General features: G+C 73.9%; 1 protein-coding gene. It reads left to right on the top strand.

Annotated features, from left to right (window positions below):
• Positions 1–634, top strand: a 634-nt coding sequence (locus L995_RS25695) for a hypothetical protein (RefSeq protein ID WP_047474139.1), incomplete at its 5' end; no start/stop codon positions are given.
• Positions 635–752 lie beyond the last annotated feature (118 nt).

Below are 752 nucleotides of genomic sequence, written 5' to 3'. Positions count from 1 at the left end.
CCTGCGCCTGCCCGTGCTGCGGCCCGTGCCCAACCCCGGCGGACACGAAGCCATCCGCACCGAGGTACGCCGCCTGCGCCAGCTCGCGCAGCGCGGCCTGCGCGTGCCTGCCGTGCTGGCCGAGTGCGAGGACGGCTTTGCCATGCGCCACCTGGGCAGCCCCGGCGTGGAGGCGCCCTCGCTGGGCAATGCCATGGAAGCCGCCCTGCCCCGGGGGGATGGCAGCACGCTGGCGCTGTGGCTGCAGGGCCTGCAGACCCTGCAGCAGGTGCATGGCAGCGGCGACTGCCTGAGCCAGGCCTTTGCGCGCAACATGGTCTGCTGTGCCGATGGCGTGATCGGCTTCATCGACTTCGAGGACGACCCTGCCGCCCACCTGCCCCTGGCGCTGTGCCGCGTGCGCGATGCCCTGTGCTACGCCCACTCCACGGCCTGGATACTGGAGCAGGCCGGCGCCATGCCGGCCGCGCGCACGGCCTGGCGGGACTTCGTGCAGTCCATGGAGCCCGAGACCCGCGCCCTGATGGCGCGCACCGTGAAACAGCTGGCCTGGGTGCGCCGCCTGCCTGAGAGCCGCCGCCTGGGCCGCGACATGCAGCGCGTGCGCATGGCCTACACGCTGGTGACGCCGTAGCGGCAGCGGGCTGCACGCCTCAACCCGGCCTCAACCGGGCTTCAGCCGGGCCTCACCGGGCAGATGGCCCAGCGAGGCGCTGACGCGCGCCGCTTCGGCGCGCAGGGCCCGGGCCACA

The sequence above is a fragment of the Delftia sp. ZNC0008 genome, from assembly GCF_000799035.1.
GTDB classification, from domain to species: domain Bacteria; phylum Pseudomonadota; class Gammaproteobacteria; order Burkholderiales; family Burkholderiaceae_C; genus Comamonas; species Comamonas tsuruhatensis.
Note: the sequence above shows the minus strand (reverse complement) of the source record. Positions and strands in the feature narration are given on the sequence as shown.